A 25,376-nucleotide genomic window follows, 5' to 3' on the forward strand; every position below is an offset into this window, starting at 1 on the left:
TCTACTCCAGCTCCTTTAAATGGCCGCTGCAGGCCACAGCAAGACAGCCCGGTCCGATATGGCAGGCAATGCTTAATGACAACGGCGCTATGCAGATATTGGCATCCGGATAGATTTCTGCCACTGTTTCCTTAAATTCCTGAGCCATCTCATCGCTGCAGGTATAAGCAATCTCCAGCCAGGTATGACGTGCCTCAGGATCGTGAAAACGTGTTTCCAGATCCTTTTTAAGAGCGGTCATCATAATGGTCTTTCCCTGCTTTAAGGTTCTGGCCTTGGAAAATGCATCCAGCTTTTCCCCCTGGATGGTGAGGACAGGCTTAATCTGGAGAAGAGTTCCCAACATAGCGGCTGCCGGAGTGATGCGTCCTCCCTTTTTAAGATATTTTAAAGTGGTCACTGTAACATAGATGGAACTGTCAAACTTTGTTTCTTCCAAAATATTGCGGATCTGTGCAGCCGCATATCCCTTTTTTATCAAATCTCTGGCATCCAGCACAGACTGCATCTGGGTCACGGAAATGCGCTGGTTATTGACTACATATACCTTTCCCTCGTAATCCTCTGCTAAAAGCATGGCGGTCTGACAGGAACCGCTTAAACCGCTGGACATGGGGATATACACCACTGCATCATACTCCTCTAAAAGTTTATCCCAGAAATCAGTCACCTCACCGGGGGACGGCTGAGAGGTGGTAATATCCGCTCCCTCCTCCATCCGTCTGAAAAATTCCTCGTGGGTAAGATCCACACCCTCATAGTACATCTGCCCGTCAATAATAAAGGGCATGGGAAGCACATGGACTCCCAGCTGCTTTGCCTGATCCTGGGTAATGCCGCTGTTGCTGTCCGTAGCTGCTGCTATTTTCATAACATATCCTCCTTTCAGTTAAGCCCCTGATTCAAACGGTTGGCTGTCATATAAAGCTGGTAATACATCCCCTTCTTTTCAAGAAGTTCCTTATGATTTCCTTCCTCCACGATCTCATTGCCGGAAAGCACCAGGATCCGGTCTGCCCCCTGAATGGTCGTCAGGCGGTGGGCGATAGTTAACGTAGTGCGGCCCTCAGCCAGCTTTTCCAGAGACTGTGATACCAGATACTCGCTCTCATTGTCCAGAGCTGAGGTGGCCTCATCCAGAATGAGGATTGCCGGATTTTTAAGAAATACCCTGGCAATACTGATGCGCTGTTTCTGCCCGCCGGAAAGCTTTACGCCCCGTTCGCCCACATAGGTATCGTAGCCGTCTTTTAATTCCGTAATAAACTCATGAGCCCCCGCCATTTTTGCAGCCTTGATCACATCCTCTCTGGAAGCGCCGGGGCGTCCGTAGAGAATATTTTCAAATACAGTGCCGGAAAACAGGTATACATCCTGCTGTATCACTCCGATATTGGAGCGCAGGCTTCTCAGGGTAATATCCCTTACATCCATTCCGTCAATGGAGATAGTTCCCCCTGTTGTGTCATAAAATCTGGGCAGCAGATTACAGAGTGTAGTTTTTCCGCCGCCGGAAGGGCCAACTAAAGCAATCCTCTCGCCTGGACGGATTTTTAAACAGATATCATTCAGTACCTGGGTATGATCGTCTGCATATTCAAAGCTTACATGGTCAAATTCGATTGTTCCCTTTACATCGGAAAGAGGCTTTGCTCCCTTTTTATCCCTGATATCGGGAGTCACATCCATAATCTCCTGAAAACGCTCAATCCCGGTCATTCCTCTCTGGAACTGCTCCGCAAACTCGATAATCCGGCGGATGGTTGTCAAAAGAGTGGTCACGTACATGGTATAGGCGACCAGATCTCCCGGCGCGATCTTTCCGTTAATCATGAAAAGGCCTCCGGCCACGATCACCAGCACATACATCAGGCCGTCAAAGGAACGGGTGGTAATCTGAAAGGCCGCCATATACCGGTAGGTATGCTTTTTGATCTTCATAAACTCCCGGTTGCCTTTTCCGAATTTTTCAATCTCCACCGGCTCATTTGCAAAGGCACGAACCACCCGGTTTCCTAAAAGCGTATCCTCAATCTGGGCGTTCAGCTCGCCGATCTGATTTCTCTGAAGCCGGAAGGCCGCTTTTACCTTCAGATTAAACCAGGTACAGGAAACGATCATGATCGGGATCATCAGGAAAATGAGCAGCGTCAGCTCCAGATTGATTCCTGACAAAATCACAAAGGATACGATTCCCTTTAAAATGGCAATAAAAAATTCCTCCGGACAGTGGTGTGAAAATTCCGTCACGTCAAACAGATCGCTGGTGATCCTGGACATGATCTGTCCAACTTTGGTATTGCTGTAGTAGCTGTCCGAGAGCATCTGCAGATGCTCAAAGGCATCCTGGCGCATATCTGTTTCAATATATACGCCCATCACATGGCCCGTATATGCCATATAATAGGCAGCCAGCGAATCGATCACCCGCAGGATCAGATATAAAAGGCCGATTTTTACCACAAGCCCTGTGGTTAAGGAAGCCAGATCCTGCATTCCCTGATTGGTGATAAACCGAAGGATCAGAGGAAGCACCAGCTCTCCCAGCGTGGTCAATGCCGCACAGAACAGATCCAGGATCAGGATCTTTTTGTACTTTCCATAATATGGAAGAAAGCTTTTTAACAGCTTTGCCGCTTTCATTCCCTTTTTCGTATTCATATTCCTTTCTCCCCTGTTTTGTTCTTGCCATCAGAGTAATTTCTCCGGGCAGTTATCTTTTTATTGTAACGTATCTGAATGGAAAATGGAAGAGGCAGGGGAAAGAATTTTTTCCTACCCTTTTTTCCAGATTTTGCTATAATAGTGTCAAATAGATTTGAAGGAGAAAATCAGCTATGGGATATGTCTATCTGCTCTGCGTTGCCCTGATGTTCAGCTTCGGCGGTACCTGCGTCAAACTGATCAGCCCTTATTTTAATGCTTCATGGATTACCTTTTTCCGTTTTTTCATTGGAGTGGTGTGGCTGCTCATCTTAAAGTGTATCCTGAGGCAGCCATTTCAAAAAAACTTAAAACAGGCCCTCTTATCCTGCTGGAAATGGATCCTGTTCGGAGCCTTTATCAAATGGATGGCCTATCTGACAGAAAACTACGCCTTAAGCCACGGACTTTCCTATGGAAATATTGTGACCCAGCCTGCCCAGACCCTGTTTCTGACGCTGGTAAGCGTACTGTGCTTTAAGGAGAAGCTGTCCCCCAGAAAGGGATTCTGTATCTTTCTCTGCATCGGCGGCGTTCTGTGCATCTCTTTAAACGGCCGTCCTCTGGATGTATTTTTTAAAGAAAATCTCCTTTTTACCGGCCTGTTTATCCTGTCCGGTATCTGTGCAGGCTGCCATGTGCTTTCCCAGAAAATGGTAGCTGGACGGCTGGATATTATCGACAGCAATCTGGCTATATTTACCCTGTCCGGTCTTTTTTCCCTGATCCCGGCCGCAGAGCCTGTATTTACAGGGAAAATAGCTTTTATCCGTCCGGATCTGGCCTGCATCCTTGCCATCCTTGCCTTCGGCTTTATCACGGGAATGGGCTTTTACCTCAATGCCAAAGCCATCCCCCTGGTGCCCTTTTATATGGTTCCCGTGATCCAGAGCATGATGGCCGTATTCGCCATTCTCTGGGGCGTATTCTTCTTTCACGAAACGGTCACTGGCTGGATCATCGGCGGAACAGCCGCTTTTATGATCGGGGTCATCGGGCTGCAGATGAAGAATAATTAAAGTCTGAGTCCTCAGGCGTACTACTGCAAAACCCCCCGGAAAAGCTTCTGATATGCTCTCTCCGGGGGGGGAATTGTCAGCCACTCTCAAGCGGTATCATTTTATCTTATTTCACCAGCAGAGACTTGCCAGTCATCTCCTTAGGCTGCTCCAGTCCCATCAGCTCAATCAGGGTAGGTGCGATATCGCAAAGAGCGCCGCCTTCACGAAGTTTAAAGGATGGATCTGCATTTACCAGGATAAAAGGAACAGGATTTGTGGTATGAGCAGTGAATGGCTCACCTGTCTCATAGTCTACCAGCTGTTCTGCATTTCCGTGGTCTGCGCAGATAAACATTACACCGTCCACTTCTTTTACAGCCTCTACGGCCTTTCCTACACAGGCGTCTACCGTCTCAATAGCCTTGATGGCTGCATTTTCAACACCTGTATGTCCCACCATATCCGGATTTGCAAAGTTAATGATCACTACATCATACTTTCCTGAGCGAATAGCCTCTGTCAGTTTGTCGCATACGCCGTTTGCACTCATCTCAGGCTTTAAATCATAGGTAGCCACTTCCTTTGGAGAAGGCACCAGAATACGATCCTCTCCTTCATTTGGCTCCTCTACTCCGCCGTTAAAGAAGAAGGTAACGTGAGCGTACTTCTCTGTCTCGGCAATGCGTACCTGCTTCTTGCCGTGAGCAGCCAGAAACTCTCCGAAGGTATTGGTGATCTGCTCCTTCTTAAATGCCACCAGCTTATTTGTGATGGTCTCGTCATAGTCTGTAAAGCAAACATAAACCAGATCCAGTTTTTTCTCTCTTGCAAAGCCGTCAAACTCATCGTCACAGAATGCATGAGTAATCTCTCTTGCACGATCAGGGCGGAAGTTAAAGAACACAACAGAGTCGCCATCTTTGATGGAAGCTCTGGGAGCACCGTTTTCGGTTACAACGAAAGGAACTACAAATTCATCTGCCTTTCCATCATCATAAGACGCCTGAATACCGGCTGTAGCGCTCTCAGCTGCCTTACCTTCACCCTTTGTAAGTGCTCTGTAAGCCAGCTCTACGCGATCCCATCTCTTATCACGATCCATTGCATAGTAACGTCCCATAACGGAAGCTACCTTTCCAACGCCGATCTCAGCCATCTTTTCCTCTAACTGAGCCACAAAATCCTTACCGGATTCCGGAGGTGTATCACGTCCATCCAGGAAGCAGTGTACATATACCTTCTCCAGGCCATTTCTCTTTGCCAGTTCTAACAGGCCATAGATATGGGTTAAATGGCTGTGTACGCCGCCGGTAGATACCAGACCGAACAGATGAAGAGCGGAATCATTCTTTTTACAGTTTTCTACTGCCTGTAAAAATTCAGGAACCTGGAAGAAATCGCCGTCCTCAATCGACTTGGTAATGCGGGTCAGCTCCTGATATACCACACGTCCTGCACCCATATTTAAGTGGCCTACCTCAGAATTACCCATCTGTCCATCAGGAAGTCCTACAAACAGGCCGCTGGCCTGACCTTCCACAAAAGGACACTGGCTCATCAACTGATCCATAACCGGAGTCTTAGCCTCGCAAACTGCATTGTGATCGCAGTTTTTATTCAGACCATATCCGTCCAGGATCATAAGAACTACTGGTTTCTTATTCATAATCTTTTATCTCCTTATTGGCTTACGCCTGCTTATAATTTACAATCTTTCCAAAATCAGGCTTTAAGGAAGCGCCGCCTACCAGACCACCATCGATATTTGCCTGTGCAAACAGCTCGGGAGCAGATGCAGCAGATACAGAACCGCCGTACTGGATGCGGATAGCTTCTGCAGTTGCCTCGTCATAAATCTCACCAATGCAAGCGCGGATGGCTGCACATACCTCTTCTGCCTGCTCTGTGGTAGCTACTTTTCCGGTTCCGATGGCCCAGATTGGCTCATATGCAATTACTGCAGTTTTTGCCTGATCTGCTGTTACATTCAAGAAAGCGATCTTGATCTGCTGACGGATCCAGTCAATAGTAATCCCTTGCTCTCTCTGAGTCAGAGACTCGCCGCAGCAGATAATCGGGGTAATACCGTGTTCAAATGCCTTTAATACTTTTTTATTTACAGTCTCATCTGTCTCTGCAAAATACTCTCTTCTCTCGGAATGTCCGATGATCACGTATTTTACACCTGCGTCTGTCAGCATATTGGGTGAAATCTCACCTGTATAGGCACCCTTTTCCTCAAAATACATATTTTCAGCACCGATATTGATATTGCTTCCCTTTGCAGCCTCCATTGCCGGGATAATATCAATAGCAGGTACACAGAACACTACATCCACCTCATCATTGGCTACTAAAGGCTTTAACTCGTTTACCAGTGCTACTGCCTCAGAAGGGGTCATATTCATCTTCCAGTTGCCTGCAATGATTTTCTTTCTTGCCATGATTATCTCTCCTTTACACACATTGATTCTGTAAATGGACCGCCCGGACCGCAGGCTTATCTCCGGTCCGGGCGGTATACTTATGCTATACAGCCTTATTTGTCATCTGCTGCTGCTACACCTGGAAGTACCTTGCCCTCAAGGAACTCCAGAGAAGCGCCGCCGCCGGTGGAAATGTGGCTCATCTTATCAGCAAATCCCAGCTGATTTACAGCTGCTGCAGAATCGCCGCCGCCGATAATAGTAGTTGCATCTGTCTCAGCCAGAGACTCGGCAACTGCGATGGTTCCCTTTGCCAGAGTCGGATTCTCAAATACGCCCATCGGTCCGTTCCATACAACAGTCTTTGCAGACTTTACAGCCTCAGCATAGATCTTTGCAGTCTCAGTGCCGATATCCAGCCCCATCTTATCAGCAGGCATAGCATCTACGGATACGTTCTCTGCCTCAACAGGAGCATCAATTGGATCCGGGAAGGAAGCTGCTACTACTGCATCTACAGGAAGAAGGAGCTTCTTGCCAAGCTTCTCTGCCTTTGCCATCATTTCACGGCAGTAATCTAACTTGGTATCATCTACTAAGGACTTTCCGATTTCCTTGCCCTCTGCCTTTAAGAAAGTAAATGCCATACCGCCGCCGATGATCAGAGTATCGCACTTCTCTAACAGATTAGAGATAACATTTAATTTATCAGCAACCTTTGCACCGCCAAGAATTGCTACGAAAGGTCTTACAGGATTTTCAACTGCATTTCCCAGGAAATCGATCTCTTTCTGCATCAGATAGCCAACTGCATTTGTGCCTCCCTTGGCAGAAATGAACTTGGTTACGCCCTCTACGGAAGCGTGTGCTCTGTGGGAGGAACCGAATGCGTCGCATACATAATCGTCAGCTAGATCTGCTAACTCTTTGCTGAATGCCTCGCCGTTCTTTGTCTCTTCAGCGCCGCGGAAACGGGTATTCTGAAGAAGAACCACATCGCCTTCGTTCATGGCCTCTACAGCCTTGGTTGCCGCCTCGCCGGTTACGTTGTAATCCGCTACGAATACAACTTCTTTGCCTAACTTCTCGCTCAGTCTCTTTGCGACAGGAGCTAAAGACTCACCCTCGTTAGGGCCATTCTTTACCTTGCCTAAGTGGGAGCAGAGGATTACCTTTGCACCGTCAGCGATCAGCTTGTTGATGGTTGGCAGAGCAGCCACGATACGTGTCTCGTCGGTGATCTCACCATTCTTTAACGGCACGTTGAAATCGCAGCGCACCAGCACTCTTCTGCCTTTTACGTTCATATCGTCGATAGATTTCTTATTTAACATAATGGATGTACCCCTTTCATACTGCGTAAAAAGGGCCCGGCCCTGACGACCGGACCCTTTTTATGAGTCTACTAAAAAACTGAATAATTAAGCCAGCTCTGCAAAGTACTTAATGGTTCTTACCATCTGGCTTGTGTAGGAGTTCTCGTTGTCATACCATGAAACAACCTGAACCTCATACAGATCCTCAGCAATCTGAGCTACCATGGTCTGAGTAGCATCGAACAGGGAGCCGTACTTCATGCCGATAACGTCAGAAGATACGATCGGATCCTCGTTGTAGCCGAAGGACTCGGAAGCTGCTGCCTTCATAGCTGCGTTGATGTCTTCCTTTGTAACGCCAGCCTTCTTAACAACTGCTGTTAAGATAGTGGTAGAACCGGTCGGTACAGGAACACGCTGTGCAGAACCGATCAGCTTGCCGTTCAGCTCTGGGATAACCAGGCCGATAGCCTTAGCAGCACCTGTAGAGTTAGGAACGATGTTTGCAGCGCCTGCGCGTGCTCTTCTTAAGTCGCCCTTTCTGTGTGGTCCGTCAAGGATCATCTGATCGCCTGTGTAAGCGTGGATGGTGCTCATGATACCGCTCTGGATAGGAGCGTAATCATTCAGAGCCTTAGCCATTGGAGCCAGGCAGTTTGTTGTACAGGAAGCTGCGGAAATGATAGTATCCTCAGCAGTCAGAGTATCCTCATTTACGGAGAATACGATAGTCTTTAAGTCATTGCCTGCGGGTGCGGAGATAACTACCTTCTTAGCGCCTGCATCGATATGAGCCTGAGCCTTATCCTTAGAGCAGTAGAAACCGGTACACTCTAATACTACGTCTACACCGATCTCTCCCCATGGAAGGTCAGCAGCCTTTGGCTCCTTGTAAATCGTGATCTTCTTTCCGTCAACAGTGATGGAATCCTCACCAGCCTCTACAGTGTGCTTGCCCTCGCCGATGTGGCCAGCGTATCCGCCCTGAGCGGTATCATACTTTAACAGATGTGCTAACATCTTAGGATCAGTCAGATCGTTAATAGCAACTACTTCGTAGCCCTCTGCGCCGAACATCTGACGGAATGCCAGACGGCCAATACGTCCGAAACCATTAATTGCAACTTTTACTGCCATGATTCAATTCCTCCTAGTTGTTAAATTGTATTATTGTTAAATAATAATCAACTTGTACTCATTGTAATCAATTTTTTCCAAAATAGCAAGCGTTTTTTTTAATTCTACCTTTTCGTTAATTTTATAACAATTTGTGCGGGAAATTACAGCATTTTACCTCTTTCCCCTAAATTTGTTTGTCAGCCTTGAACTTTTTATCTGCCGCAGGTATAATATTTATCATCAAACGCCGCGCCTTTGGCATCCGGCCTGAAAGGAGGAGCCTGCATGATCTGCGACTGTCATCTGCATACCGCTTTTTCCGGCGATTCAAATACACCCGCCCGTGTTCAGATTGAACGGGCCGTTTCTATGAGAATGAAGGAAATAACCATTACGGACCATCATGACCGCGACTCATCCTTCTGTGAGGATAACTTTGAGCTGGATCTTCCCTCGTATCTGTCCGCCCTGAACACTCTTAAAGAAGAATACCGGGATAAAATCCGCATCAATATCGGCATCGAACTGGGGCTGCAGCTTCACATCTGCAGGTACCTGGAAAAATTTCATAAGGATTTTGGCTCTGAATTTGATTTTATCATCGGTTCCAGCCATTTTATCCGCTCCCATGATCCCTTTTATCCCTCCTTTTGGGAAGCCTGCGGTTCCAGGCAGGGACTTGAGGAGTTTTTCACCCTTTCCTTTAAGCGCGCCAGAGCCTTTCATCCATTCTTTGACTCCTGGGGCCATCTGGACTATGCCGCACGCTATGCTCCGGACAGTGCTTCTGTCTACAGCTATTTTGCCTTTAAAGAGCAGATTGATTCTATTTTGAGGGTTTTGGCTGAAAATGGAAAGGCTCTGGAATGCAATACGGGCGGCTTCCGCAGCAGGCTGAGTCATCAAAACCCCGATACAGAGATTTTAAAGCAATACCGCAGGATGGGCGGCGAACACATCACCATCGGCTCTGACGCCCATGCTCCGGAGCATCTGGGATATGGATTTACCCGCGCAAAGGAGCTTTTAAAGCAGTGCGGCTTTCATTACTATACGATTTACCATAATCGAAAAGCGGAGATGATCCCCCTGTAGGGATCTCCCCGCTTTTTTATGCAGTATCGCAGATCACAGCTCCTTCATGGCCGCATCAATGTCCTTTCTCAGCTGCTTCCACTCTTCCTCATGCTCCACATAATATTTCGGACACAGCTTACCGTTGATATCATAATGGCGCACCACATCGCTGCTTTTAAGCTTTAACTGGGTACACAGCCAGGCTGTAAGCCTCACGACAGACTCATATGTAGCATCGCTGTATTTTCCCGTATCGTCCGGGTGACAGACCTCAATGGAAAGAGTATCCTCGTTTCTGGGAGCATTTGCGTAGGCAATCTCATTGATCGGGATACACTGGATCACCTCTCCTTCCAGGCCCACAATAAAATGGCTGCTGGTAGAGGTGCCACCTTTCTGGCTGTCCTGATCCGCCAGGCTGTCAAAATAATTTCGGTTGCCCTCTGCACTGGAACCGGGATTTGCCACATAATGAAGCACAATATTGTTGATCTTCCTGCGGCTCACATCCGGCCTTGAAAAAATATTTTTCCGGATAAACTCCTGCTTTACCCAATCCGGAACCTCTACTGCCTTAAGATCTACCGTATAGGGCCGTTCCCAGCCCCATACGTAGTAACCGCCGCCCAGTCCTGCCAGAACGCCTACCACAAGAGCCATAAATACGGCTGCAAAGGGAAATCCCCTGCGTTTTGCCGTTTTTTTGCGGCTTCTGCGGCTCTTTTTCTTTTTTCTGTCATTTTCGTCTATGGGAACCTGGCGCAGCTCCTTGAGCTCTTCTTCCAGTCTCTTATCTTCATCCATGATATCCTTCATATCTGTAACCCGTCTTTCCGTGAAAGACAGGAATGGAATCCCCAAACCAGACCTGCGCCCTCACTGATACTATCAGTATAACGGACGGTTTTTCTCTTCGCAAGTATATTTTTTCTTCTGTTTGATCAGATGTTCAAAAGCTCGCTGTAAACCTGAAGCGCTCCGTCTGTTTCATGGGCCAGTACGCGCTTTGCAAGTACCTTGCCCAGCTGTACGCCTTCCTGATCGAAGCTGTTTACATTCCATACAAAGCCCTGGAACATGATCTTATTTTCAAAATGTGCAAGGAGTGCTCCAAGTGCCTTGGGATTTAACTGCTCTCCAATGATAATGCTGGAGGGACGTCCGCCCTCAAACTTCTTATTCAGATTCTCATCATCTTTGCCGCAGGCAAATGCAACGATCTGAGCAGCCACATTGGCACAGAGCTTCTGCTGGCTCGTGCTGTCCTCGATCACAACGTCTGTTCCGATCTGGCTATTCTTAAATCCCACAAACTGGATCGGCACAATATCGGTTCCCTGATGGAGCAGCTGGTAGAAGGAATGCTGTCCGTTTGTTCCGGGCTCGCCGAAGAGGACCGGGCCTGTGACATAGTTTACAGGCTCACCAAACCGGTTCACGGACTTTCCGTTAGACTCCATGTCTGCCTGCTGCAGATGCGCAGGGAAGCGGCTTAATGCCTGTGAATAAGGCAGAACGGCTGTTGCCGGATAGCCTAACATATTTCTCTCATATACGCCGATCAGCGCATCCAGCATATCCGGATTCTGGAGCAGGTCTTCCTTTGCTGCCAGCTTATCTTCCTCTGCCGCACCCTCTAAGAACTGAGCGAACACCTCCGGTCCGAATGCCAGTGACAGGACTGCCCCGCCTACTGCGGAAGTAGATGAGAAACGGCCTCCGATATAATCATCCATAAAGAAGGCTGCCAAGTAATCATCACTCTTTGCCAGAGGTGAGGTCTCGCTTGTTACTGCAACCATATGTTTGGAGGCATCCAGACCTGCCTTCTTTAAAGCATCCTTTACAAAGGACTCATTTGTCAGAGTTTCCAACGTAGTACCCGACTTGGAAACCAGCACAAACATAGAATGAGCAACATCAATCGAACCAAGCACTGCAGCCGCATCATCCGGATCTACATTGCTGATGAACTTTGCTTCCATTTTAAATGTATTATGTTTCTTTGCCCAGTTCTCCAGTGCCAGATACATTGCGCGGGGGCCTAAATCGCTTCCGCCGATTCCAATCTGTACAACCGTTGTAAACTTCTCACCTGCTGCATTGGTGATCTCGCCGCTGTGTACCTTCTTTGCAAATTCAGCGATTCTCTCCTGCTGCTCTACATAGAAAGCCCGCTTGTCTGTGCCGTCTGCCACAACCTTATCTCCAAGCTGTCCGCGTGTGAGCTGGTGAAGCACCAGGCGCTTCTCTCCTGTATTGATCATCTCCCCATTGTACAGGGCTTTGTATTTTTCTGACAGCTGCGCTTCTTTTGCCAGCTTTTTTAATACTGCAAGCACATTTTCATCCACCTGCTTTGCCGCATAGTTATAGACCATGCCTGCTGCCATGGGAACGCTGTATGCTTTTACACGCTCTGCACCGCTCTCTCCGGACATTACTTCTGCAAGCTTAACACGCTCTGCTTTGGCAAGCTCCCCGTAGGACTCAAGATTGTCAAAATTCTTCCACTCGATCATTTTCTCATTCTCCTTACCCTTTTTTTCAAATGCAGCATTTTATCTGATACACTCTTACTGCTTAAATATATCAGTTATGTTAATTATACCCTTTCCCTTATAAAAATTCAATACAGGGCGAATCAGAAAATTTCCTGTACGGGCGTTGATTCTTTCGCTCCTTAACGTATACAATAAAAGCAGCCATGCAATAAATTCATTGTTACTGAATGCAACTTTTTCACCATTCCCGCCGTCTAACAGACAGAAACCAAGAAAGGAGAAGTTTAACGTGGATACCAACCCCATCACAAAACAGACCGAGCAGATACTGATCGATGGATATGAGCGCTTTTACCGTCTGGCCTACAGTTATGTACAGAATCGGGAGGATGCTCTGGATGTCGTTCAGGAAAGCGCCTGCAAAGCCATCCGGGACTGCGGCCAGGTAAAAAATACAGACTTTTTATCCACATGGATCTATCGGATCGTTATAAATACCTCTCTGGATCTTCTGAGAAAAAATAAAAAGGAAATCCCCGCAGAGGAAATGCCAGAAATCCCATGGGAGGACAAATATCAGGAGCTGGATCTTAAGACCGCCCTAAAGCATCTGGATGAAAAAAGCAGAACCATTGTCATGCTGCGGTACTTTGAAGATATGAAACTGGAAGATATTTCCAGAGTTGTAGATGAAAATTTAAATACTGTAAAAGCCCGTCTTTACCGAGCCTTAAAAAAACTGAGAATTACCATGGAACCTGAAGAACCGAAGAAATCTTACGCAAAATGAAAGGAGAATCTTTATGGAGCAGAAAGACCTTAAACTTTCCGGATACAGACAGTTAGAACAGCTCAGACAGGAATATGAGTCACTTCCCGTTCCCCTGGAAGCCAGAGACCGGATTCTTGCCGGAATCGCGCAGGGAAAAAAAGAAACAGACAAAGCTCAAATGAAAGGAGTCATTTTTATGAAATTAATGAAACGTACAGGCATGACCGCAGCAGCCGCTATGGTTGCCATTACTCTTCTTACCAATCTGCATCCGACCATCGCCAATGCCATGGAACAGATCCCTGTTATCGGCCCGATCGCAAAGGTTGTAACCTTTCGTACCTACGAAAATAAGACAAACAACTTTGAGGCCAACATCCAGATCCCGCAGATTGAAGCTGCACCCGAAACTCTGAATAAATCCATTGAGGAATATGCACAGGAGCTCATCGCCGCCTATGAAGGCGAACTGTCCCAGTCTCAGGGAGAAGGCAGCTATTCTCTGGACTCCTCCTATAAAGTTGTAACGGATAATGACCGCTATCTGTGCCTGCGCATCGACACCACCATTGTCATGGCAAGCGGAGCGCAGTCCACAAAGATCTTTACCATTGATAAAACCACCGGGAAACAGCTTTCCCTGAAAGAACTTTTTAAGGACCGGCCGGAAATGCTCTCCTCCATCACAGCCAATATTAAAGAACAGATGGCTTCCCAGATGGCAGCCGACGATTCTGTAAGCTATTTTTACAACAGCGACATGCCGGAGGATGACTTTAAGGAGCTTACCGGCGATGAGAGCTTCTACTTTAATGAAGAAGGCCTTCTGGTCATTGCCTTTGACGAATATGAGGTTGCTCCCGGATATATGGGCGCTGTGGAGTTTACAATCCCTTCCTCTGTAGCCGGAACCTTCTGATTGCAAAGCCCATTTATGCATAAATAAATACCGCTTCCTGCAGGATACAGCACGAGTCTGCAGGAAGCGGTATTTTGCAAAAACGGAGGAAAAGGGATTTGAACCCTTGCGCCGGTACTGCCGACCTACTGGTGTTCGAAGCCAGACCCTTCAGCCACTTGGGTATTCCTCCAAAAAACACGGCTTTAATTTCAAGCCGTGTTTTATTATACACTAAAATGCAGGATTTGGGTAGTGGGATTTTCGATTTTTTTCAATCTCCAGATTTACTCCTCCTTTGGCAGCCAGTCCACCTTAAAATAATAAACCAGCATTCCGATGGCGCAGACCACCCAGGTCACAGGCCATCCTGCAAAAACAACGGAAACATTTTTTGTCATAGGAACGGCGATCATCAGATAAATCTGACGCAGAAGCACAAAACAGCCTAACATGAAATACATGGGAACCTTGGAGCGTCCTGCGCCGCGCAGGGCGCCATTTAAAATCTGGATGATGGGCAGGAACAGATAAGCGCTTCCAAAAATACGGATCATACTGCTTCCCACGCTGATCACAGCCGCATCCTCTGTAAAAATACCGATGATGGACGGCGCCTTCAGGAACATGATGACAGAACCCACTAAAATAATACCGGAGCACATAAGCCAGGAAGTAAAAATCCCCTTCTTTACCCTTTTATATTCCTTTGCTCCGATATTCTGCCCCACAAAGGTAGTGATCGTCATATTAAAGCTCTGAAGGGGCAGCTGCAAAAAACCGTCTACCCGCAGTGTAGCAGAATACCCGGCCATGGCTGCCGTACCGAAATAATTGATATAGGACTGAACGATCACATTGGAAAATGAGGTGATGCTCTGCTGGATCGCTGCCGGAAGGCCAATATCCACAATACGCCGGATCATTTTCCTGTCAAAACAGATTTCTCCAAGCCGCACACGGTAAATCTCACGGGTCATAAGAAGCTTTCCCATCACCAGCGCCGCGCTGACCGCCTGCGCAATAATGGTGGCAATCGCCGCTCCCTCTACTCCCATTCCAAACCCGCAGACAAATAAAAAATCCAGGACAATATTTACCAGACTGGCTGCAATGAGGTAAAACAAAGGGTTTTTAGAATCACCGATCGCACGCAGAATACCGGAGCCCATGTTATAAAAGAGCGAAAATGTCATTCCCCAGAAATAGATGGATAAATACAGGGCAGAGTTAGGCATTACATCCTCCGGTACGCCGATGGCGTGGAGCAAAGGCTTTGTAAAGCTTAAGCCCAGTGCTGTAAACAAAACGCTCAGGATTGCCGTAAGAGCCAGGGAACTGTGGATGGCCCGGCGCATCTGCTCCGTCCGGCCTCCGCCAAAATACTGGGATATCACCACCCCCGCACCGGCTGCCAGACCCGTAAAGAAACCTACCAGCATATTTACGATCGGCGTAGATGCTCCGACCGCCGCCAGCGCACTGGTATTCACATAATTTCCCACCACATAGGCGTCTACTGTATTGTAGAGCTGCTGGAAGAAATTTCCAACCAGAAGAGGAATGGAAAACAGCAGGATGGATCTGGCGATGCTTCCGTGGATCATGTCTGTACTGTCTTTTACATTCTGTGCCATAACTTTCGTTTCCTTTGTGTGTATTTTTATACAATTATAACTCTGCAAAACAGCCTTGTCCATGTTGCTTTATCCATTTTTTTACACAAAAAAACCTGCCCCACGGCTGAATCTGTATCATCAGCCATAGAACAGGAGCTCTTATCAATATATTTTAATTAAGCAAGCTTGGACTTTGCCAGCTCAGCCAGCTTTGCGAAGCCTTCTGCATCGTTAATCGCCATATCGGACAGAACCTTGCGGTTTAAATCAACCTCAGCCAGCTTTAAGCCGTACATGAACTTGCTGTAGGACAGGCCGTTGATACGTGCTGCAGCGTTGATACGTGCGATCCACAGCTGTCTGAACTGTCTCTTTCTCTCTTTTCTGCCTGCGTAGGAGCTGGTCAGTGCGCGCATTACGGACTGCTTAGCTACTCTGTACTGCTTGGAACGGGCTCCTCTGTAGCCCTTAGCCATCTTCAGGATTCTATTGTGCTTCTTTTTTGCGTTTAAGCCGCCTTTAATTCTTGCCATCGGTAATTCCTCCTAATTTAATCTAAAACTTACAGATATGGTAAAATCTTCTTCATTGCCTTTACGTTAGTAGCATCGGTAACGATATCTTTTCTAAGATTTCTCTTTCTCTTTGTAGACTTCTTAGTTAAGATATGAGACTTGTAAGCTTTATTGCGGACTAACTTACCGGTTCCTGTCTTTTTAAAGCGCTTTGCTGCTGCTCTGCTGGTTTTTAACTTTGGCATTGTAAATTTCCTCCTTGAAAACTTTCTATTTTTAACGTTTTGCAGTTAAAAACATAACCATGCTTCTTCCTTCCACCTTTGAGGGCTTATCAACAACTGCGATGTCAGCCAGACTCTCAGCGAAATCGTCCAGAATGTACTTTGACTTGGACATATGGGCCATCTCACGGCCACGGAAACGAAGAGTTACCTTTACCTTATCCCCCTTTTCCAGGAACTTTCTGGCAGCTCCCACCTTGGTGTTTAAGTCATTAGTATCAATGTTCGGGGACAAACGAACTTCTTTGACGTCAATCACTTTCTGTTTCTTTCTGGCTTCCTTTTCCTTACGGGCCAATTCGTAACGGTACTTTCCATAATCGATGATCTTGCATACCGGCGGCTTTGCAGTAGGAGCGATCTTCACAAGATCCAGCTCTGCCTCCTGCGCCATCTTGTAGGCGTCTCTTGCAGACATAATACCTAACTGTTCGCCGTTCTCACCGATCAGACGGATCTCTCTGTCTCTGATTTGTTCGTTGATCATTAACTCGCTAATAGTCGTACACCTCCATAGTCATGTTTGTTTGAATGAAGAGCCTTTGCCTCTGCTTGGTAAATGTAAAAAGCGGACAGCTTATGCCATCCGCTAAAAAATCATACTCGTCTGCTGCTCTGGTTTTAAACCGAAAAAGATTCTTTATATAAAAAACCTTTTATACAGCTTCTGATATAAACCCGGGTCACTGACTCGTGCCAAGGTGAGGCGGATAACCTGCTTTCCTGTGCGTTGTTTTCACAACTTCTAAAATGATACCATATGATTCCGGGAATGTCAACTATTTTTTTAAGTTTCCTATTTTGCCTTATAAGTGGCGCATCTTGTATTTTCACAGTCGCAGGCTCCGTTTCCGCAGATACAGATTCCGGACGCCGTACAGCAGCAGTCCTCATTGTAGACGCAGTTTACGGCATCACAGTCTACCTCCAGACGGGTTTCCGGGGTTTTAAAGAGATTTTTAAAAGACCCGCCCTTATTTTCCTCAAAGCTGGCACAACAGGTACCCTCTGCATCCCTGGCTCCGTGTCCGTCTACCAGGATCGAGCCTCTGCAGCAGCACTGATCTGCATTGTGCACACAGTTTTCCACTGAACATTCCAATTTTGTCATATTTGATTTCCTCCTGTCACATAAATTTTCCCAAAACGTAAGGTTTCAGGCGTCATGACAGGATTTAGTATGCGCTCTGGTGGCTTTTCTCATGCAAAAATACCTTAATCCTCTGCCCCCAGAGCCTGGTTCAGCTGCCGGATCCCATCCGTACATTCCCCCTCGGAGCCATCCATGCGGTATATATCACCCTCTGTCACAAACGTATACAGATTCAGATCGTCAATCCGTACGCTGCCTCCTCCGGTGCAGGAAATGGTCAGTTCTTCTGCCAATGCATTCTCAAATACCAGTTCTGCATCCGTTCTTTCTCCTGCCTGAAGGGTCTTAGTCCGCTTCCCCACCCGGACGCTTACCATACTCCCGGCTGTTCCTTCCAGAGAAAAACGCACATGGACATCCGGGCCAGTTCTGCCGGTGACTCTGCCCCGCATCTCCTGGGAAATGCTGCTTCCTGAAGGAAGAACCGCTTCTTTTCCATTCTTCCCCTCTTCGATATAGCTTTCTCCGGTTACCTTCCAGCCTCTCAGTCCCAGGGCAAACTGGGGGTTATAAAGCTTGTTATCTCCGTAATCCCTGTAAGTCCACACGCCGTATCCTATGGTCATGGTGCGAAACAGCTCACCCATTCCGGCCAGATAGGCGTTTTTCTCCTCCGGCTTTAAACGGGCATTCCTTTCAAAACCAGGAGTATTGTCCGTAAAAAGGAACTGGTCCACATACACCGGTTTATTTCCATTATACCGGCTGACCTGGTCAAAAAATACAGGCGCCATGTTTAATGCCTGATCGGCTGTCACCCACTCGCCTTCATTAGGAAACCCCATAGGGACACTGTACATAATACTGGTGCAGGATGCATTTCCACAGCCAAAGGTACTCTGATGAGAAACACCTTCCAGCGTTTTGTCCGCTTTTTTTACCGGATCTGCGTCCAGCCGAACTTCCATGGAAAGATCTGGAAATACCTTCTGAGTTTCCGTCAAAAGCTCTGCAAGAAACGCATCATAAAATTCATAAAAAAGCTTTCTTGCATAAGAGTCCTTCTCCGGAAGCCATATTTCCTCATAATTTTCAAAGGAAGTTCCATAATATTCCTTTAGCTGCTCCAGCGTATATTTTTCCTTCAGGTAATCCGTATATCCGCACAGCTTTGCCATTCTGCGTCCGGCAATCCCATTTCCATATCCGGCTGCATTTTCCGTGAAATTCCAGAAATCTTCCCAGGTGAGAAAGCCGCCGCAGAAGTTTTCATAAGCAGAAACCTGTTTATACAGACGTTCTGCATAGGAAATCCATGCGGCTTTTAGCTGCGGATCATATAAAAGTCCCTCATACCGTGACAAAGCAGACTCCGGTGACGCATAATCCCAGGTATAACCCACTCTGAGGATCACTCCCAATCCCTGTTTTCCGGCTGCTTCCATAACATGCCCCAGCTTCTTCCAGGCATACTCCTCATACATGACCGGAGCTGTTTCCACCTGAAATTCCCTCCACGGAACTGCCAGGATAATACTGTTAAAGCCGTCTGCCGCAATACGTGCCAGTTCCTCCTCCATATGGACACTTTCGCTGTTCCAGAAATTGATCACCCAGTCATCGGAATAATAGGTTGCCGAACGCAGATGACCCCTTTCTCCAGAAGAATACTCCGACATTCTGCCAAATCCGCATGTAAAAAGAATAGCAGCCCCCACAAACAGGACTGCTGCCACCCATGTCCTGCTCTTATGTTTCCTGTGCATTTGATTTCTCCTTCTTTCCCAGTTCGCGCCATACCGTACACAGCATGGTCCCGAAACAGGCCGTTCCGCCGATAAAATTAGATATGGGTTCTGCCATAAGGATACCGTCTGTGCCCAGATGAAAAATTGTCGGCAAGATCAATATCAGCGGGATTACGATTATCACTTTCCTGAAAATGGAAAAGAATACGGCATATCTGGATTTTCCCAGACCTACAAATACGGACTGGCCTGCAAACTGCAGGGACATCATAAAAAAGCCGAAAAAGTAAATCCGCATAGCCGGTATTCCCGCCTCCACCAGTTCTCCGCTGCGGTTAAACATCCGGATAAAAAATCCAGAAAAACCATGGATCAGCCCCCAGGCAGCCAATGTATATAAAACAGAAACAGAAGACATAAATACAATGGCCTTTTTTACCCGTCCATACTCCTTTGCCCCATAATTATACCCCATGATCGGCTGAGCGCTGTTGGTCACGCCCTGAGCCGGCATGGAAATTACCTCACGGACAGAATTGATGACGGTCATAATCCCCACATAAAGATCACCTCCGGCCCTCTGCAGCATGGTGTTGTACATGATCTGCACCGAACTGTTGGTGATCGCCATGGTAAACCCGCTCATTCCCAGACCCATGATACGGAAAATCCGTTCCCGTTCCAGCCGCATGGATGAACGGCGCAGCCGTAGAGTGGCCTTGGGCCCGGTGAGGAACCGGAGGATCCAGACAGCTGAAAGAAACTGGGAAAGAATGGTAGCCAGAGCCGCTCCCTGAACCCCCATATGAAATCCAAATATAAATACAGGATCCAGTAAAATATTGGCGGCTGCTCCCAAAAGAACCGTCATCATGCCAATGGTTCCAAAGCCCTGAGAATTGATAAAGCTGTTCATACCCAGTCCGACCATCACAAATATATTTCCCAGAAGATAAATCGTCACATAGTCATCCGCATAGCCAATGGTATCGTCGCTGGCCCCAAACAGATATAAAAGCGGCCGCTTAAACAGAAGGCCCACAGTGGTAAGGAGCAGCCCCACCAGTACCATCATTACAAAGGAATTTCCCATAATGGCCTCTGCCTCTTCCTTATTTCCTCTTCCCCGCTCAATGGAGCATAAGGGTGCACCTCCCATTCCAAAGAGATTTGCAAAGGCTATTACGATGGAAATAATAGGAAGACACAGCCCAAGACCTGTGAGAGACAGCGTAGCATCCTCAGGAAGCTGGCCGATATAGATCCGGTCTATGATATTATAGAGTACATTGATCAGCTGGGCCAGCGTCATAGGAAGAGCCAGCTTTAAAATATTTGAAATGATACTGCCCTTTGAAAAATCATGCTCCTGTGCCATACTCTTTTTTCCCCCTCTTCAAATCCTCCGGCAGATCCACATCCCACAGCTGTTTTTCCTCTGTTTCCATGATCCAGAGTTCCTCCGGATGGTTCTTCATAACCTGACGGCCACCCTTATCTCCTGAAATAGCCAAAAGCTCAGAGCGGTAACAGACTCCAAACGCAGTAGGACTTCCCCTGCGTCCCTTAAATGCCGTACAGCCGAGCTTTTTTCCGCTTTTAAAATAGCCCTCCGCAAAAGAAGCGATCATTTCTCCTTCCGTATAGGGCTGATCTGCCACAAAAAAAAGGAATGCATCCGTATCTTCCCAGGCGGCGGCTACCCCAAGGCGGATCGACGCCGTTATCCCCTCTTCACTGAACGGATTTTCCAGCACCTTTCCTCCGGAGATCAGGCAGCGGGCACTTTCCAGGATCTGGGGATATTGACTTACCGTAATTATCTCACAGCTTATCCCCGATTTTTTTTCCAGAATCTGCGCCCCTTTTTCCAGAGCAGACAATCCGTATGTATAAAGAGGACGTCCCTCAAAGGATGCCAGAAGCTTATTGGAACCAAATCGCTTTCCAAAGCCGGAAGCCATGTAAATCATCGAAAGTTTCATTGTATAAAGTCACCTTTCTATCCTGTTTAAAACAACTCAAATGACGGTTCCTTCCACAGGTTTCCCGTGATCAGACCCTCTGTATGTCCGATCTGCTCCAGGATCCGCTTTCCTGCCAGAACAAGCTCCCCTGTATCTGCCTGATTGAACACAGGAAGGATCCTGGCCTGAGGAAATGACTGCTTCAGCGGACTTAAATATCCCTGTTTCATCAGACAGGCCATATATTTCTCCTCCATTGCCCATTCCCTGTCCTCTTTATCCAGACTGAAGCTCTCTCCCAAAAGCGTTTTTGCCTGTTCCATGCGAAAGCAGCATTTCTCTCCCTTTTGTCCCAGAGCCTTAAGACCGTACACGCAGAGGATCAGATCTGTATCTCCCGGTATCACCGGCTCTGCCGGTCCCGGCACCTTCACCGGAAGCCTCTTTGCTCCATCGGCCTCCACTAAGACGAGATCCGCTTTTTCTCTGGCCTGCTGGTAAAATTCCCAGCCCCAGAAGGATATCTTTTTCTCTCCGGGCTTTCGTTCCTCCGGATTTCCCGCAACCGCAATCCCACTGTCTTTTAATGTCCGCTCCAAAGCCCCCACCGAAGGTTCCGGCACAAAAAAATGCTCCGGAAGGGCCATATGGGTTGTAGGAATCACAAGAACCTTAAGTCCCAGTTCCCGCCCTTCCCATGCCATACGACGGATCAGGGAGGTTTTTCCTCCTCCGCCGGTGAATGAGATCACAAACGGACAGCCGGATAACCGGTATTTTTCTATTTCCAGCGCCTTGAAAATACTGTGAACGGCCTGTGTCAAACATGCTCCGTAATAATATGCTTCCACGTTCTGTCCCCCATCTTCTCCCATTGTTCTGTTTTATTTTATCATGGAGCAAATGACCGCACAAGGAATTTCTATGCATCTGCCGCATCCACAGACGCAAAAACAGCTGTATATAAAAACAGCCCGATTCCTGCAGGCAGAACCCTCTGCCCCCAAAAACCGGACTGCTTCCTTTTCAAAATGTATGTTTCATCAGACATTCTGCATTTCTATCTCAATTGTTTCCATGACTACGGATCACACGGTACATATCATAGCCAAGGCTTGCAAATACGATTACTACGGCAATAAATCCCATTTTCTTTCTTCCTCTCCTGTTTCTTATGATGGAATTATTATAGCCCAAGAAGGATATAACCGCAATCTGCATTGTTGACAAAAATTTTTAGTTAATCTAAAACTTTTTGTATTAAATAGTTTTCTTTTTGGAATGAACCATTTTCCTGTAAAATTTCTATGGACATTTTGCCGGATTTGTTATATGATACTTTTAGTTAGTATATGCTAACCTATATATTTCCAAATACATACCTGCAAGGGAGGATATTTCATGAGTGTTGTTATCATCGGAGGTCATGACCGGATGGTCACCCAGTATAAAAAAATATGCAAAACCTACAACTGCAAAGCAAAGGTTTTTACCCAGATGAGTGCCAGCCTGGACAAGCAGATCGGAACACCGGATCTGCTCGTACTCTTTACGAATACGGTATCCCACAAAATGATCCGCTGTGCTCTGGATGAGGTCCGTCCGGACACAACCCAGATCGTGCGGAGCCATACAAGCAGTGCATCTGCCTTAAACGAAATTCTGTCTCAGCGTACCGCTGCCTGTTCTTCTATTTAAAAATGCTTCAGGGCATCAATGGCTTCGTCGATCTGTTCTTCTGTATTAAAATGGGAAAAACTGAACCGTACCGCCCCCTGCTCCACGGTTTTAAGCGCCTCATGCATCAAAGGAGCACAGTGACCTCCAGAGCGGGTGGCAATGTCATATTCCTCAGAAAGATAGTCGCTGACCTGAGCGGAATCCTCTTCTCCCAGATTCAAAGATACAATAGCAGCCCTGTCTTTCTGGGAAAAATCCCCATAGATACGGATATCCGGAATTTCCAGCGCCTGCTCATAAAAACGCCGCATAAGCTGCTGTTCCCTCTTTCTCAAATGCTCCATACCCTGTTCCTTAATATACAGAAGGGCGGCCCGCAGTCCTGCAATCCCATGTCCGTTCAAGGTACCTGCTTCCAGCGCTGTCGGCATCTGTGACGGATGCTGCTTTTCAAAGGTCATAATACCGCTGCCTCCGGATAAAAGAGGCCGTATATTCACTCCTGTGCCAAGGCAGATCCCGCCAGTTCCCTGAGGCCCCATCAGGCCCTTGTGACCGGTAAAGCAGAGGACATCGATCTGATCTCTCTCCATATCAATCGGAAAGAGGCCTGCGGTCTGAGAGGCATCTACAATAAAAAGAGCGCCTGCCCTGCGGCACCATTCTCCCACCTGAGCCAGATCCTGGCAGTTTCCGGTGAGATTGGAGGCATGAGTCATAACCACAGCCTTTGTGCCCGGAGTAATGGCCTTCTCCATGGCTATCATATCCAGCCTTCCTTTTCTGGAAGTCCCGTTAGAAGAATCCTTCTCACAGCCCACAATGGTCAGCACAGCGCCCCTTTTTTCCATCTCATACAGAGGTCGGAGCACGCTGTTATGTTCAAGCACGGTAGTCACTACCCGGTCTCCCGGATCGATCAGGCCTTTGACCGCCATATTTAAACTTTCTGTGGAATTAGCTGTAAATGCCACCTGCTGCGATCCGGGAGCATGAAACAGCTCTGCCAGAAGCTGTCTTGTCTCAAAAATGATCCTGGCTCCCGTTAAAGCTTCTCTGTGCGTTCCCCGGGAGCAGTTTCCCATGGAGTTCATCGCCTCTGCCACTGCCCGGGCCACCACAGGAGGACGGTAAAAGGAGGTAGCCGCACTGTCAAGATAGATCATAATGCGCCTCCCTTAAAAGCCCTGTTTCTGTTCCAGATATAAAAGGGCTTCTAATACAGAACCGCCGATCGCCCTCGCTTTATCTGAAATGGTAAAGCAGTTTTCATACTCGCTCTCTCTTGGATCAATATCCGCGATCTTAAAGCCCTTTGCCACCGGATAACCGTCCCGGATCAGCCCACGCACCAGGCCTGTAAGAGAAGCTTCTACCACTACCTCTCCCTGCCCCGTAACAATGACCGCGACGGGCTGTCCCTTTTCTACCCGGTCTCCGATCCTCACTTTTCCAAAAAGGATCCCCATAGCCGGCGAATGGATGACCCGTTCCTTTCCCGCGCCTCCGATCAGCCCCGGAGTTCCTGTATTCGGAAGGGCCGTTCCCCTGGAAATGATCCTTCCCAGGTTGTGGCCCCGCATGGTCTCGATCACCAGATCCACATCTTCCCCGGCTGCAAAGCCTGGCCCCAGGCCAATAGTCTTATCCGCCATATTCCGGTTCGTTCCTAGGTTCTTTTTTGCCAGGATCGCATCCACCAGAGCCCAGGGACGGACTTCCTTTAATATTTCACACGTCTCATCCATCATCATGGGGATGGCTCCTGCCTCTAAGACAGCCTTTGCCTCTGCAAAATCGGATACCTTTAAGCAGGTCACACCCTCAATTTCACTCTGTCTGTCATAGATTGCTTCGGAAAATGCCACCTGCCTGCGGATGGCAGAAGGACTGCCTGTTTCCAGCACCAGCACCGGATAACCGCACCGATGAAGGCGGTGGATGGTTCCTGTGGCAATATCCCCTCCGCCTCTTACTATGATCAGCTGCTTTTGTCTATTCATGCTCCCCACCTTAAGGCCGTATCAGCACAGCTGCCCCGGTCATCCTTTCTGCAATCTCATACATATTGGTAACGCTGCCTACTCTCAGCCGGTCCCCGATCCCATAATGGTTTAAGCAGGTGCCGCAGGTAAGAATTTCTACGCCCTGAGCCTCCAGCGTCTTAAGATCCTCCAGATTATCCGAGCCCTCACAGGAAAGGAAGGCGCCTCCATTATAGAGAAGAATGGTTTCCGGCAGTACGTCCTGCTGTGTAAGAGCATAAATAAATCCCTTCATCAGAAGGGTTCCCAGCGCCGGATCTCCCTGCCCCATTTCACGGGAAGAAATCACAACCACCATTCCCTTCCTGCGTCCGTCCGGATGGCAGACTTCAGGCTCTTTTTCCGGTAAAGCATCTGCCTGCGGTGCGCTTTCTCCTTCTTTTACTCCCTCACCAGCTGTAATAACAGCCACATATTCTCTGCTGCTCTTTTTTTCAGATGCAAAGGACAGCCCCTTGTGATCTGCCAGCTTCTTTAAATTCTGTACTGCGATCTCATTATCCACGACCACCTCTACTGCTTCCCCCGGCGCCGCTGCCTCCAGGGCCCGTTTCGCCTCAATCACCGGCAGCGGACACTGCTTTCCCCTTTCATCCAGTCTTATCATAG

Annotated in this window: 25 protein-coding genes and 1 tRNA gene; 5 read left to right on the forward strand and 21 right to left on the reverse strand. The window is 47.7% G+C overall.

The features are described 5' to 3' along the window. Position 1: 1 nt before the first annotated feature. Together WKT10_RS09180 and WKT10_RS09185 are read right to left on the reverse strand one after the other, a co-directional pair. Positions 2-871 (reverse strand): DegV family protein, encoded by an 870-nt coding sequence (locus tag WKT10_RS09180; RefSeq protein WP_337934055.1) that lies wholly within the window; start codon positions 869-871, stop codon positions 2-4. Between the two features lie 14 nt (positions 872-885). Next, positions 886-2,661, reverse strand: a complete 1,776-nt coding sequence (locus tag WKT10_RS09185; protein ID WP_340276806.1) for an ABC transporter ATP-binding protein — start codon at positions 2,659-2,661, stop codon at positions 886-888. A 176-nt stretch (positions 2,662-2,837) separates the two neighbouring features. On the opposite strand from WKT10_RS09185, the gene WKT10_RS09190 reads away from it, so the two are divergent. Next, positions 2,838-3,722 carry a DMT family transporter gene (locus tag WKT10_RS09190; protein WP_066547103.1) on the forward strand — a complete coding sequence of 295 codons (885 nt, stop codon included), beginning with the start codon at positions 2,838-2,840 and terminating at the stop codon, positions 3,720-3,722. Positions 3,723-3,828: 106 nt separating this feature from the next. Here the strand turns inward: WKT10_RS09190 and gpmI are convergent, their stop codons facing one another. The 4 genes from gpmI to gap form a co-directional block, all read right to left on the reverse strand. Continuing rightward, entirely contained in the window at positions 3,829-5,370 is a 1,542-nt protein-coding gene (gpmI, locus tag WKT10_RS09195) for a 2,3-bisphosphoglycerate-independent phosphoglycerate mutase (protein ID WP_337433460.1), read from the reverse strand. Between the two features lie 22 nt (positions 5,371-5,392). Then, positions 5,393-6,148 (reverse strand): triose-phosphate isomerase, encoded by a 756-nt coding sequence (gene tpiA, locus WKT10_RS09200; protein WP_066547098.1) that lies wholly within the window; start codon positions 6,146-6,148, stop codon positions 5,393-5,395. Between the two features lie 95 nt (positions 6,149-6,243). Further along, positions 6,244-7,467: a phosphoglycerate kinase gene (locus WKT10_RS09205; protein ID WP_066547096.1), complete on the reverse strand. Its 1,224-nt coding sequence runs from the start codon at positions 7,465-7,467 to the stop codon at positions 6,244-6,246. Between the two features lie 84 nt (positions 7,468-7,551). Beyond that, positions 7,552-8,583, reverse strand: coding sequence for a type I glyceraldehyde-3-phosphate dehydrogenase (gene gap / locus WKT10_RS09210; RefSeq protein ID WP_296038380.1), 1,032 nt, complete (start codon positions 8,581-8,583; stop codon positions 7,552-7,554). Between the two features lie 267 nt (positions 8,584-8,850). Between gap and WKT10_RS09215 the strand changes: the two genes are divergently transcribed. Next, on the forward strand, positions 8,851-9,660 hold the full coding sequence (locus WKT10_RS09215) for a histidinol-phosphatase HisJ family protein (protein ID WP_066547092.1): 810 nt from the start codon (positions 8,851-8,853) through the stop codon (positions 9,658-9,660). A 33-nt stretch (positions 9,661-9,693) separates the two neighbouring features. Here WKT10_RS09215 and WKT10_RS09220 read toward each other — a convergent pair whose 3' ends face one another. Both WKT10_RS09220 and WKT10_RS09225 read right to left on the reverse strand, forming a co-directional pair. Then, positions 9,694-10,446, reverse strand: coding sequence for a peptidoglycan recognition protein family protein (locus WKT10_RS09220; protein WP_334302654.1), 753 nt, complete (start codon positions 10,444-10,446; stop codon positions 9,694-9,696). 137 nt (positions 10,447-10,583) lie between these two features. Further along, positions 10,584-12,164 carry a glucose-6-phosphate isomerase gene (locus WKT10_RS09225; protein ID WP_340276813.1) on the reverse strand — a complete coding sequence of 527 codons (1,581 nt, stop codon included), beginning with the start codon at positions 12,162-12,164 and terminating at the stop codon, positions 10,584-10,586. Positions 12,165-12,435: 271 nt separating this feature from the next. Between WKT10_RS09225 and WKT10_RS09230 the strand changes: the two genes are divergently transcribed. Together WKT10_RS09230 and WKT10_RS09235 are read left to right on the forward strand one after the other, a co-directional pair. Further along, positions 12,436-12,936 (forward strand): sigma-70 family RNA polymerase sigma factor, encoded by a 501-nt coding sequence (locus WKT10_RS09230; RefSeq protein WP_066547090.1) that lies wholly within the window; start codon positions 12,436-12,438, stop codon positions 12,934-12,936. Positions 12,937-12,949: 13 nt separating this feature from the next. Further along, on the forward strand, positions 12,950-13,837 hold the full coding sequence (locus WKT10_RS09235; protein ID WP_337433458.1) for an RsiV family protein: 888 nt from the start codon (positions 12,950-12,952) through the stop codon (positions 13,835-13,837). A gap of 83 nt (positions 13,838-13,920) precedes the next feature. On the opposite strand, the gene WKT10_RS09240 is transcribed toward WKT10_RS09235, so the two are convergent. From WKT10_RS09240 to yqeC, 10 genes are all read right to left on the reverse strand, one after another. After that, a tRNA-Ser gene (locus WKT10_RS09240) sits at positions 13,921-14,009 on the reverse strand. Positions 14,010-14,103: 94 nt separating this feature from the next. Next, positions 14,104-15,453, reverse strand: a complete 1,350-nt coding sequence (locus tag WKT10_RS09245; RefSeq protein ID WP_066547085.1) for an MATE family efflux transporter — start codon at positions 15,451-15,453, stop codon at positions 14,104-14,106. 158 nt (positions 15,454-15,611) lie between these two features. Next, the gene (gene rplT / locus WKT10_RS09250) at positions 15,612-15,968 is read right to left on the reverse strand and encodes a 50S ribosomal protein L20 (RefSeq protein WP_021869087.1); all 357 of its coding nucleotides are present in this window, start codon (positions 15,966-15,968) and stop codon (positions 15,612-15,614) included. A 29-nt stretch (positions 15,969-15,997) separates the two neighbouring features. Beyond that, a complete protein-coding gene (rpmI, locus tag WKT10_RS09255; RefSeq protein WP_021869086.1) occupies positions 15,998-16,195 on the reverse strand; it encodes a 50S ribosomal protein L35 in 198 nt (65 codons plus the stop codon). Between the two features lie 31 nt (positions 16,196-16,226). Continuing rightward, entirely contained in the window at positions 16,227-16,721 is a 495-nt protein-coding gene (infC, locus tag WKT10_RS09260; RefSeq protein WP_066547082.1) for a translation initiation factor IF-3, read from the reverse strand. 309 nt (positions 16,722-17,030) lie between these two features. Next, a complete protein-coding gene (locus WKT10_RS09265; RefSeq protein ID WP_066547079.1) occupies positions 17,031-17,345 on the reverse strand; it encodes a DUF1540 domain-containing protein in 315 nt (104 codons plus the stop codon). A 104-nt stretch (positions 17,346-17,449) separates the two neighbouring features. Then, the gene (locus WKT10_RS09270; protein ID WP_340276821.1) at positions 17,450-19,093 is read right to left on the reverse strand and encodes a hypothetical protein; all 1,644 of its coding nucleotides are present in this window, start codon (positions 19,091-19,093) and stop codon (positions 17,450-17,452) included. Further along, on the reverse strand, positions 19,077-20,453 hold the full coding sequence (locus WKT10_RS09275; RefSeq protein ID WP_340276822.1) for an MATE family efflux transporter: 1,377 nt from the start codon (positions 20,451-20,453) through the stop codon (positions 19,077-19,079). The genes WKT10_RS09270 and WKT10_RS09275 overlap by 17 nt, the downstream gene beginning before the upstream one ends. Further along, entirely contained in the window at positions 20,437-21,060 is a 624-nt protein-coding gene (locus tag WKT10_RS09280; RefSeq protein WP_340276828.1) for a nucleotidyltransferase family protein, read from the reverse strand. The genes WKT10_RS09275 and WKT10_RS09280 overlap by 17 nt, the downstream gene beginning before the upstream one ends. A gap of 26 nt (positions 21,061-21,086) precedes the next feature. Next, positions 21,087-21,893 carry a selenium cofactor biosynthesis protein YqeC gene (gene yqeC / locus WKT10_RS09285; protein WP_340276830.1) on the reverse strand — a complete coding sequence of 269 codons (807 nt, stop codon included), beginning with the start codon at positions 21,891-21,893 and terminating at the stop codon, positions 21,087-21,089. Positions 21,894-22,443: 550 nt separating this feature from the next. On the opposite strand from yqeC, the gene WKT10_RS09290 reads away from it, so the two are divergent. Further along, positions 22,444-22,740 carry a DUF2325 domain-containing protein gene (locus WKT10_RS09290; protein ID WP_066547061.1) on the forward strand — a complete coding sequence of 99 codons (297 nt, stop codon included), beginning with the start codon at positions 22,444-22,446 and terminating at the stop codon, positions 22,738-22,740. Here WKT10_RS09290 and WKT10_RS09295 read toward each other — a convergent pair. From WKT10_RS09295 to yedF, 3 genes are read right to left on the reverse strand one after another with little or no spacing between them, the layout of a single operon-like run. Then, positions 22,737-23,888, reverse strand: a complete 1,152-nt coding sequence (locus WKT10_RS09295) for an aminotransferase class V-fold PLP-dependent enzyme (protein WP_337433453.1) — start codon at positions 23,886-23,888, stop codon at positions 22,737-22,739. The two genes, WKT10_RS09290 and WKT10_RS09295, sit on opposite strands and share 4 nt — an antisense overlap. Positions 23,889-23,900: 12 nt before the next feature. Then, entirely contained in the window at positions 23,901-24,725 is an 825-nt protein-coding gene (gene yqeB, locus WKT10_RS09300; protein ID WP_340276833.1) for a selenium-dependent molybdenum cofactor biosynthesis protein YqeB, read from the reverse strand. Between the two features lie 10 nt (positions 24,726-24,735). Beyond that, a complete protein-coding gene (gene yedF / locus WKT10_RS09305; protein WP_337934064.1) occupies positions 24,736-25,371 on the reverse strand; it encodes a sulfurtransferase-like selenium metabolism protein YedF in 636 nt (211 codons plus the stop codon). Positions 25,372-25,376 lie beyond the last annotated feature (5 nt).

The sequence above is a fragment of the Enterocloster sp. HCN-30185 genome, from assembly GCF_037890305.1.
Taxonomy (GTDB): domain Bacteria; phylum Bacillota; class Clostridia; order Lachnospirales; family Lachnospiraceae; genus Enterocloster.

Bases quoted from the DNA above. Each gene is read 5' to 3' on its own strand.
- WKT10_RS09180 (WP_337934055.1), bottom strand. From the start codon at position 871: ATGAAAATAGCAGCAGCTACGGACAGCAACAGCGGCATTACCCAGGAT.
- WKT10_RS09185 (WP_340276806.1), bottom strand. From the start codon at position 2,661: ATGAATACGAAAAAGGGAATGAAAGCGGCAAAGCTGTTAAAAAGCTTT.
- WKT10_RS09190 (WP_066547103.1), top strand. From the start codon at position 2,838: ATGGGATATGTCTATCTGCTCTGCGTTGCCCTGATGTTCAGCTTCGGC.
- gpmI (WP_337433460.1), bottom strand. From the start codon at position 5,370: ATGAATAAGAAACCAGTAGTTCTTATGATCCTGGACGGATATGGTCTG.
- tpiA (WP_066547098.1), bottom strand. From the start codon at position 6,148: ATGGCAAGAAAGAAAATCATTGCAGGCAACTGGAAGATGAATATGACC.
- gap (WP_296038380.1), bottom strand. From the start codon at position 8,583: ATGGCAGTAAAAGTTGCAATTAATGGTTTCGGACGTATTGGCCGTCTG.
- WKT10_RS09215 (WP_066547092.1), top strand. From the start codon at position 8,851: ATGATCTGCGACTGTCATCTGCATACCGCTTTTTCCGGCGATTCAAAT.
- WKT10_RS09220 (WP_334302654.1), bottom strand. From the start codon at position 10,446: ATGGATGAAGATAAGAGACTGGAAGAAGAGCTCAAGGAGCTGCGCCAG.
- WKT10_RS09225 (WP_340276813.1), bottom strand. From the start codon at position 12,164: ATGATCGAGTGGAAGAATTTTGACAATCTTGAGTCCTACGGGGAGCTT.
- WKT10_RS09235 (WP_337433458.1), top strand. From the start codon at position 12,950: ATGGAGCAGAAAGACCTTAAACTTTCCGGATACAGACAGTTAGAACAG.
- WKT10_RS09245 (WP_066547085.1), bottom strand. From the start codon at position 15,453: ATGGCACAGAATGTAAAAGACAGTACAGACATGATCCACGGAAGCATC.
- rplT (WP_021869087.1), bottom strand. From the start codon at position 15,968: ATGGCAAGAATTAAAGGCGGCTTAAACGCAAAAAAGAAGCACAATAGA.
- rpmI (WP_021869086.1), bottom strand. From the start codon at position 16,195: ATGCCAAAGTTAAAAACCAGCAGAGCAGCAGCAAAGCGCTTTAAAAAG.
- infC (WP_066547082.1), bottom strand. From the start codon at position 16,721: ATGATCAACGAACAAATCAGAGACAGAGAGATCCGTCTGATCGGTGAG.
- WKT10_RS09265 (WP_066547079.1), bottom strand. From the start codon at position 17,345: ATGACAAAATTGGAATGTTCAGTGGAAAACTGTGTGCACAATGCAGAT.
- WKT10_RS09270 (WP_340276821.1), bottom strand. From the start codon at position 19,093: ATGCACAGGAAACATAAGAGCAGGACATGGGTGGCAGCAGTCCTGTTT.
- WKT10_RS09275 (WP_340276822.1), bottom strand. From the start codon at position 20,453: ATGGCACAGGAGCATGATTTTTCAAAGGGCAGTATCATTTCAAATATT.
- WKT10_RS09280 (WP_340276828.1), bottom strand. From the start codon at position 21,060: ATGAAACTTTCGATGATTTACATGGCTTCCGGCTTTGGAAAGCGATTT.
- WKT10_RS09290 (WP_066547061.1), top strand. From the start codon at position 22,444: ATGAGTGTTGTTATCATCGGAGGTCATGACCGGATGGTCACCCAGTAT.
- WKT10_RS09295 (WP_337433453.1), bottom strand. From the start codon at position 23,888: ATGATCTATCTTGACAGTGCGGCTACCTCCTTTTACCGTCCTCCTGTG.
- yqeB (WP_340276833.1), bottom strand. From the start codon at position 24,725: ATGAATAGACAAAAGCAGCTGATCATAGTAAGAGGCGGAGGGGATATT.